Below are 5,516 nucleotides of genomic sequence, written 5' to 3' on the forward strand. Positions count from 1 at the left end.
GCCAGCCCCACCGTCATGGACCAGAACGTGACGGGCATGGCGCGCCACAGCCCGCCGTAGTGCGCGAGCAGGTTCGACCCGGCGGTGCTCGCCGCAGACGTCGCAGTAGTCCGCCGACTGGGAGACGTGTCCGCTGGGGCAGCTCGGCATGCTCAGCCCTCGCCTCGCCGGGTGGTCACGGTCTCGTCCTTGCGGGTCCGGACCGTCTTGGTGGAGCGGGTCTCGATCTCCATCTCGGCGACCTTGTCGATGTTGCGCTTCAGCCGGACGGTGCCGGTCGCCGGGTCGACGACGTCCACGACGCGGCGCAGCATCGAGGTGATCGCGTCGTTGCCCGCCTCGTCGGCCAGCACCACGGCGCGGCCGAGCCGCGCGGTCGCGGTGTCGAGGTCGCCGTCCCGGCGGGCCTGCAGCCCCTCCTGGATGGCGGCGGCCAGCTCGGCCTGCCCGGTGTAGTGCGCCACCCGCTCGTTGATCTTGGTGGACTGGGCCTCGTCGTCCGTCCACTGCGCGAGAACGTTCCCGGACGCGAGGACCTGCGCCTCCTCGCCCGGCCCGCCCGGCACGACGAGCCGCACCCACGCGGCGCGCAGCTCCTTGCCGCCGACCTGGCCGGGGGTGACCTCCACGCAGATGTGGTAGTCGCGGCTCTCCGCGCCCCACGCGCCGAGCGGGTAGTCGCCCGCCTGCGGCGCCGAGTCGACGCGCTTGGCGGTGAGGTCCTCCACCGAGGGCATCACCTGCTTGACGAACCGGAGCGTCGCCGTCTGCGGCGTCCACACCCGCAGCGCGACGTCGGCGACGGACTTGCCCATCGCGGCCTCCGTCATCGCGCGGAAGTCGGCGACGAGCCCGGCCGGGTCGGCGACGATGTCGACGCTGCCGAGCATCGCGGAGGCGACCTTGCGCAGCTCCGCGACCTCCCAGTCGGTGCCGACGCCGCGGCAGTCGCAGACGAACCGGCCGCCGCAGGCCGCGAGCGCGGCGTCCAGCTCCTCGGCCGTCTCGTGCTGGTTCTTGCCGTCGGTCAGCAGGATCGCGTGCCGGATCCCGCCCGGCACCGTGTCGAACAGCTGGCTCGCGAGCCGCAGCCACGACCCGATGGCGGTGCCGCCGGACGCGGTCAGCCGGCCCAGCACCTGCTTGGCCTCGCCGCGGGTCTCCGGGCTCGCCGCGACCAGCCCCGGATGCTTCGGGAAGATCATCTTGGCCGTGTTGGACCCGGAGACGACCGCGAACTCCACGCCGTCGCGCAGCGTGTCGATCGCGACCTGCGCCGCCGCGACGGCCGCGCGCAGCTTGGTGTCGGGGTAGGACATCGAGCCCGAGGTGTCGATGATGATCACCTCGGACGCGCGGGCGGTGGAGGGGACGGGCACGCCGTCCGCGGCGGCCGCCTCGACGGACACGATGGCGTGGACCTCGCGTCCGCCCTCGGGCAGGTACCGGTTCTGGTCGATCTTGACGGTGAACTGCGGGTGCTCGCTCATCGGGGCTGCTCCGTGCTCGGCGGTTCCGTGCTGCGCGGTGTGTCGCGGCTCTGGGCGGTGGGACTGGGGTCGGCGGGGGAGGCGGGGGCAGCGGGGGACGGGAGCGGGATCACGGCGACGGTGATGTTGTCGCGGCCGCCGGCGTCGAGGGCGTGCTGGACGAGCGCCCTGGCCGTGCCGAGCGGGTCGGCCGCCGGGTCGTGCGCGCCGCCGCCCGCCGCGCCGTTGGAGGCGCCGGCGAGGAGCGCGGCCAGGTCCCCGGCCGCCGGGAAGTAGTTCCACAGGCCGTCGCTGCAGACCAGCAGCGTGCCGGGGCCCGCGGGACGGAACGTCGCCACGTGCGGCTGGACCTCGCCGGCGTCCACGCCGAGCCACGCGGTGATGACGTGCGCGTTCGGGTGCGCCTCGGCCTCCGCCTCGGTCAGCGAGCCCTCCGCGACCATGAACGCCGCCCACGAGTCGTCCTCGGTGAGCCGCCGGGACGCGCCCAGCTCGGCGAGGTCGCCGGTGCTGACCTCGGCGGAGTCGGGTGCGTCCGGGGTGTCAGAGGCACCAGCGCCGGGCGCCGGTTCCCGCGATCCGTTCTCGCCCGGCTCGGCGGTGCCGTCCGCCGACAGCCAGTAGGCCCGGCTGTCGCCGATCCAGCCCACGGTGACGGTCGCGCCGCGCGTCACCGCGGACACGTACGTGCAGGACGGCGCGTCCGCCGGGGAGGTGGCGAGCGCGGCGACGGCCGCCGCCGCGCGCAGCGCCGCGTGCCGGGTGGCGTCCTCGGGGTCCTCGCCGGCGTCGAGCCGCGCCACCAGTTCGGCGGCGCCGGTGTCGGCGGCGGTGCGGGAGGCGTCCTCGGGGCGCTGGGAGGAGCCGACGCCGTCGGACACGACCGCGGCGACTCCGGCGGCGTGCGCGGCGAGGGCGAGCGCGTCCTCGTTGCGGCTGTAGCGGCGGCCCCGGTCGCTGGCGCCCGCCGCCACCGCGGGCCGGCCGCCGGGGGCGGGCAGCTCCAGCTCGACGTGGTCGCGCTCGGCGGGCTGGCGCAGCCCGCAGTGCTCGCAGTAGCCGTCGGCGTCGATGGCCGTCCGGCCGCAGCCGGTGCACGGGCGGGCCGCGGGCTCCGGCTCCGGGGCGGCGGCCGGGGGCGGCGGCGCGCCGGTCAGCCGGTGCCCGCACTCCTCGCAGTAGACCTCCTCCGCGTACACGATCTCGCCGCAGGCGGGGCAGGACAGCTCCGCGGCCTTCGCGTGCTCGGCGGCGGCGTGCTCGCCGGCGGTCCGGTCGTCGGTCACAGCAGCGTCCTCGGGCGTACGGCGTTGGCGGAGTCGACGAGCCGGCGGCACTCGTCCCGGTCGCGGGTGCGGCGCGCCAGCTCCCGGTACGTCGCCTCCAGCAGGCGGCGCAGCGCGGTCTCGGTGAGCGGCGCGCCGAGCAGGGACCCGCCCTGGGCGCCGCCCGTCCCGGAGCCGGAGAGGAGCCAGTCGAGCGCGGCCTCCAGCACCTCGGCGGCGAGCCGGTCGCGGCGCTCGGCGTCCAGGTCGAGGGCGGCGAGCCGGTTCCCGGCGGCGACCAGCTCGGCCGCCGACAGCTCCGCGGGCGGCCGGCCGCGCACCGCCGTGGCGACCGCCGCGACCTGCGCGGGCACGTACCGGATGGAGATCTTCGGGACGGAGTCGAGCGCGGCGGCGGCCGCGGCCCGGTCGCCGGCCGCCAGATGCACGCGCGCCAGGCCGAACGCGGCGTTGAGGTAGCTCTGGTCGGTGCGCCACACCGTCTCGTACAGGCGCACGGCGTCGGCGGGCGCCGAGAGCTCCTTGCAGTACGCCAGCGCCAGCTTGGGCGCCGCCTCGCCGGGCAGCAGCCCGTACAGCCGGTCGAACAGCGGCTCGGCCTCCGCCACCCGGCCCCGCGCGAGCAGCGCGACCGCCCGGTACCAGAAGGTCCGCCAGTCGCCGGGGCGCTCGGCGTCCAGCTCGTCGAGCAGCGCGTCGGCCTCGTCGACCGCGCCGAGCTCGATCTTCACCCGGGCGAGCGCGAGCCGCACCTCGGGGGTGCGCGCGGGCGCGTTCGCCGCCGCCTCCGCGACCTGCGCGGGCTCCAGCGCCGACAGCCCCGACACGAACCCGGCGGCGGGGTCGGACCCGTCCACCAGCGGGACGGGCAGCGCCGCCGCGGCCACCTCCGGCGGGACGGGCGGTAGCGCGTGGGCGTCCGCCGCGCCGCCCGCGATCCGGGCCGTGAACCGCTCCGGGCCGAACAGCCCGGACGGGGCGGGCCGCGGGGTGCCGTCCTCGGCGGCGAGGACCTCCCGCAGCACGCCGGTGAGCTGCTCGGCCATCTCCGCCGCGTCCTGGAACCGCTCGTCCGGCTCGCGGTGCGTCGCGCGCAGCAGGAACCGGTGGAACGACTCGAACCGCTGGAACACCGGGACCTCGGAGGCGGGCGGCAGCGAGTCGACGTACGTCCGGGTGTAGCCCCGGAACGGGAAGCTCAGCACGGCGAGCGCGCGGCCGACCGTGTAGAGGTCGGAGGAGATGGACGGCCCGTCGTCGGCGATCTCCGGCGCCTGGTAGCCGACCGTGCCCCAGATGGCGCCGTCCGGGTCGTCCAGCCGCCGGACGCCGCCGAGGTCGATCAGCCGCAGCTGCTCCTCGGACTGGATCACGTTGTCCGGCTTGAAGTCGCAGTACAGCAGGCCCTGGGCGTGCAGGTAGTCGAACGCGCGCAGCGCCTCCAGGCCGTAGGCGATGGCCTGCGCCAGCGGGAGGTGCTTCTCGCCCGGCTGCTGCGGCTGCCGCAGCAGGATGTCCTTGACCGACTCGCCGCCGACGTACTCCATGACGATGTAGCCGTCGCCGTCGTGCTGCACGAAGTTGTAGATCTTGACGATGTTGGGGTGCTCGACCTCGGCGAGGTAGGCCCGCTCGGCCGCGGCGGCGGCCATCGCGTCGGCGTCGCCGCTGTCCAGCAGGCCCTTCAGCACCACCCAGCGGTCGCTGACGTTGCGGTCCTTGGCCAGGTAGATCCAGCCGAGGCCGCCGTGGGCGAGGCAGCCCAGCACGTCGTACTGCCCGCCGACCAGGTCGCCGGGGTTGAGCTTCGGGGTGTAGGAGAAGCGGGTGCCGCACTTCGGGCAGAACCCCTCGGTGCGGCCTGGCCGGTCGCCGCGCCCCCGGCCGACGGGCTCGCCGCAGCTGCTGCAGTACCGCTTGGTCTCGGCGACCTGCGGGTCGCTCATCACCGCGCTGGACGGGTCCCGGTAGGGGACGCGCGGCACCTCGACCAGTCCGGCGCCGAGCATTCCCCGGCGGCCGGACGAGCGCGACGACCCGGTGCGGGTGCTGCCCGTCCTGGTGCTGCCCGTCCGGGTGCTGCCCGTGCGGCCGCCGGCGGTGCCCCCCGCGACGAGGGAGGTGTGCGCGGGCGGCGAGCCGCAGACGTCGCAGTAGCCGTCCATGATCGTTCCGCCGCAGCCGGCCTGGCCGCACGCGTCGTCGGGCCGCTCGGCCGCCGGGCGGGGCGCGGGCACGGCCGGCGCCGCGCTCGCGGGCGGGCTGCCGCAGACGTCGCAGTAGCCGTCGACGATCGTCCCGCCGCAGCCCGGCTGCGCGCACCCGCCGGCCGCGGACGGCGGGGGAGTCGGGGGCGGGGCCGGGGTTCCGGGCGAGGCTGCCACGCCGCATAGGACGCAGTAGCCGCCGTCGACGGTTCCGCCGCAGCCCGGCTCGGTGCACTGGCTCATCGTTCCGCTCCCTTCGCCCGCGACATGATGGCCCGCTGGTATCCGGACAGCGACACGGTCGCCTTCCGCAGATCGCAGGGGGAGGTCCACAGCAGCTCGCGGGCCTGCTCGTAGATGCGGGCGAGTTCGGCGTCCTCGGCGTGGCCGAGCCGCGCGGCCTTCGCCCGGTAGGCCTCCAGCCGGCCGCGCAGCTCCTCGCGGCGGTCCAGCAGCCCGCGGATCACGCCGGTGGTCTCGCGCGCCCGCGGCCGGCGGCGGGGGGCGGATCGTCCCGTCCGACGACGAGGTCC

General features: G+C 76.3%; 3 protein-coding genes and 1 pseudogene. All 4 read right to left on the reverse strand.

The window, feature by feature from the left end:
- Window positions 1-152: 152 nt before the first annotated feature.
- Window positions 153-1,490 (reverse strand): VWA domain-containing protein, encoded by a 1,338-nt coding sequence (locus AB0K34_RS45825; protein ID WP_301177590.1) that lies wholly within the window; start codon window positions 1,488-1,490, stop codon window positions 153-155.
- On the reverse strand, window positions 1,487-2,776 hold the full coding sequence (locus tag AB0K34_RS45830) for a protein phosphatase 2C domain-containing protein (protein WP_301177589.1): 1,290 nt from the start codon (window positions 2,774-2,776) through the stop codon (window positions 1,487-1,489). The genes AB0K34_RS45825 and AB0K34_RS45830 overlap by 4 nt, the downstream gene beginning before the upstream one ends.
- On the reverse strand, window positions 2,773-5,226 hold the full coding sequence (locus AB0K34_RS45835; RefSeq protein WP_301177588.1) for a serine/threonine-protein kinase: 2,454 nt from the start codon (window positions 5,224-5,226) through the stop codon (window positions 2,773-2,775). Before AB0K34_RS45835 ends, AB0K34_RS45830 begins: the two co-directional genes overlap by 4 nt.
- Window positions 5,223-5,516 (reverse strand): annotated as a pseudogene (locus AB0K34_RS45840) (hypothetical protein); the annotation flags it as partial. The pseudogene AB0K34_RS45840 and the gene AB0K34_RS45835, both read right to left, overlap by 4 nt.

It is taken from the genome of Actinomadura sp. NPDC049382 (genome assembly GCF_040677125.1).
In the GTDB taxonomy this organism is placed as follows: domain Bacteria; phylum Actinomycetota; class Actinomycetes; order Streptosporangiales; family Streptosporangiaceae; genus Spirillospora; species Spirillospora geliboluensis.